The following is a 2,500-nucleotide window of genomic DNA, read 5'->3' as shown; positions in this document are numbered from 1 at the left end:
AGGAATTTCGCTACCTTAGGACCGTTATAGTTACGGCCGCCGTTTACCGGGGCTTCAATTCGGAGCTTGCACCCCTCCTCTTAACCTTCCGGCACCGGGCAGGCGTCAGACCCTATACGTCGCCTTGCGGCTTCGCAGAGCCCTGTGTTTTTGTTAAACAGTCGCCACCCCCTAGTCTGTGCCCCCTCATGATGGTTGCCCACCACAAGGGCCTCCTTCTCCCGAAGTTACGGAGGCAATTTGCCGAGTTCCTTCAGCACAATTCGCTCAACGCCTTGGTATACTCTACCAGTCCACCTGTGTCGGTTTGGGGTACGGTCTGATGCGGGGGCTATTTCCTGGGACACCCAGGCTGCACATCCAATCCGTTAAGGACATACAGCTTCCGGCATCCGTCACCACCCGCTGGCTGAGGAATATTCACCTCATTCCCATCGACTACGCCTATCGGCCTCGCCTTAGGGACCGGCTAACCCTGCGAAGACTAGCTTTACGCAGGAACCCTTGGACTTTCGGCGAAGGTGCTTCTCACACCTTTAGCGTTACTCATGTCAGCATTCTCACTTCCGATACCTCCAGGAGGGGTCACCCCTCTCCCTTCGCAGGCCTACGGAACGCTCCGCTACCGCTTGCACAAGTGCAAACCCATAGTTTCGGTGCACGGCTTGAGCCCCGTTACATTGTCCGCGCAGGAACCCTTGTCTAGACCAGTGAGCTGTTACGCTTTCTTTAAATGATGGCTGCTTCTAAGCCAACATCCTGGTTGTTTTGGGATTCCCACATCGTTTCACACTTAGCCGTGACTTCGGGACCTTAACTGATGGTCAGGGTTGTTTCCCTCTTCACGACGGACGTTAGCACCCGCCGTGTGTCTGCCGGACAGTACTCTTGGGTATTCGGAGTTTACTTAAGATCGGTAAGTCTGTGGGACCCCCTAGCCTATGTAGTGCTCTACCCCCCAAGGTATTCATCCGACGCTCTACCTAAATAGATTTCGCGGAGAACCAGCTATTTCGAGGTTTGATTGGCCTTTCACCCCTAGTCACAAGTCATCCCCGACTTTTTCAACAGGCGTGGGTTCGGTCCTCCAGTGCGTGTTACCGCACCTTCAACCTGCTCATGACTAGATCACCTCGTTTCGGGTCTAATCCGTCGAACTGAACGCCCTGTTCAGACTCGCTTTCGCTGCGCCTACACCTAACGGCTTAAGCTCGCTCGACAGACTAAGTCGCTGACCCATTATACAAAAGGTACGCCGTCAGCATTGCAGCCTCCGACTGTTTGTAGGCATCCGGTTTCAGGTACTATTTCACTCCCCTTGTCGGGGTGCTTTTCACCTTTCCCTCACGGTACTGGTTCGCTATCGGTCGCTAAGGAGTACTTAGGCTTGGAGGGTGGGCCCCCCATGTTCAGACAGGATTGCACGTGTCCCGCCTTACTCAAGGATCAACAAGAACATTACGCATACGGGGCTATCACCCATGTTGCCCGACTTTCCAGACGGTTCTGCTTAGTTCTCATCGACCACTGGCCTGGTCCGCGTTCGCTCGCCACTACTAACGGAGTCTCGGTTGATGTCCTTTCCTGCAGGTACTTAGATGTTTCACTTCCCTGCGTTCGCCTCTAATCCCCTATGTATTCAGGGATAGATATCTTCATAATCGCAAACAGTCATCGTGATCCGAGGCTTGCGCCCCGAACCAAAGCAACCGTTCGCTGAAGATGGGTTCCCCCATTCGGAAATCCACGGATCAAAGCTTGTTCGCAGCTCCCCATGGCTTATCGCAGCGTACCACGTCCTTCATCGCCTCTTAGCGCCAAGGCATCCACCAAATGCCCTTCTTTCACTTGATCGCTCTCATTACCAACATCCATCATTCCCTCGAAGTCTAGTCGAGGCAACCCGCACCAGACATCGCTGCCCAGTGCAGAGAGTGACGTACCTATCAGTCACTCCAAGATATTGATCACGATCCAAACCTCGCAGCTTCAACTCGGCTGAAGCCACAAGGCACAAAGACCTTTCAAATCACACGAGACATGCGTTCCGACACCCCTGCGGTCAAGGAGGGGCAGATCAAGGTGCCTGTTACGGTGCTTGCGCACCGCCTCGGCCTTGCCTCGGGTGAGCTCACGCTCACCTTCAGCGCTCGATCCGGCAGGTTACCTTGCCTTTTCGTTGCTTGCGCAACGCCTCGGCCGTCGCCTCGGGTGAGCTCACGCTCACTTTCAGCAACCTGGTAACATGCCATCCAGCATGTCTTCTCTTCACGATAACAAGCAAACAGGACAACCGCAGGGCTTGACGCCGCACACGATTGCAAAACCGTTCTTTCGTCCTGGATTATCAAAGTTGACACATCGTTCATCGACCATTCAGCGCCCAACAGAAGACTGGTGGAGCCAGACGGGATCGAACCGACGACCTGAAGCTTGCAAAGCTACCGCTCTCCCAACTGAGCTATGGCCCCTCTTTAGTCCGTCGGCTTTCCAGCCGACA

1 tRNA gene and 1 rRNA gene (1 of these 2 cut by a window edge) are annotated in these 2,500 nt (G+C 54.4%); both read right to left on the bottom strand.

Annotation, left to right across the window (positions count from 1 at the left end):
* Nucleotides 1–1,854: ribosomal RNA gene (locus L2I41_RS21370) — 23S ribosomal RNA — on the bottom strand; it reaches 945 nt to the left of the window's first position.
* 541 nt (nt 1,855–2,395) lie between these two features.
* Nucleotides 2,396–2,471 (bottom strand) — tRNA-Ala (locus L2I41_RS21365).
* Between the last annotated feature and the right edge of the window lie 29 nt (nt 2,472–2,500).

It is taken from the genome of Oryzibacter oryziterrae (assembly GCF_021864535.1).
GTDB lineage: Bacteria > Pseudomonadota > Alphaproteobacteria > Rhizobiales > Pleomorphomonadaceae > Pleomorphomonas > Pleomorphomonas oryziterrae.
The sequence above is the reverse complement of the archived record's forward strand: the minus strand, read 5'-3'. Positions and strand labels throughout refer to the sequence as shown.